The 481-nt window shown below is 58.8% G+C and carries 1 protein-coding gene; it reads right to left on the bottom strand.

The window, feature by feature from the left end; genetic code table 11:
- Positions 1-56 precede the first annotated feature (56 nt).
- A partial coding sequence (locus M3600_RS28560) for a MalM family protein (RefSeq protein WP_251648581.1) occupies positions 57-481 on the bottom strand: 425 nt, incomplete at its 5' end.

Raw genomic sequence — 481 nt, 5'->3', positions numbered from 1 at the left:
ATCCCGGAGGATGCACCTAAAGGCTGTGCCTAAACATCAGCATTGTGGGGAGACGATTACCCCTTGCCTTTTACACTGCTGACAAAGGTGGAACGAGCGGATTTCGAGCCGAGGCGCTCAGCTTCGTTCATCAATTTCAGGGCTTTGTCGATGTCACCTTGTTTCACCGCCTGCTTAATACCATTGTTGAAGTAGGTTTCGGTATCGCTGAGCATCGGTTCGCTTTTGGCGGCCGGCGCCGCGGCGGAGGCTGGCGCGGCTACCGGCGCCGCGGTGTTGCCGACGGTTACCGGACCCGGGCCGGAGGAGCCGAACAGCGGCCCTACCAGCACGCTGGAAGTGCTATTAGTTTTCACTTTCAGCTTCAGCACGCCATCGGTGGTATGTTTAGCGATCGGATCCGGGATATCCGGGGCCGCATTGCCGGCGCCTTTGGCATAGGCTTTCGCCGGATCCAGCAGGGTCGTGGTCTGCTGGAGAT

It is taken from the genome of Niallia sp. MER 6 (genome assembly GCF_023714395.1).
Classification (GTDB): Bacteria; Bacillota; Bacilli; order Bacillales; family Cytobacillaceae; genus Niallia.
This window is presented reverse-complemented; position numbering and strand designations above follow the sequence as displayed.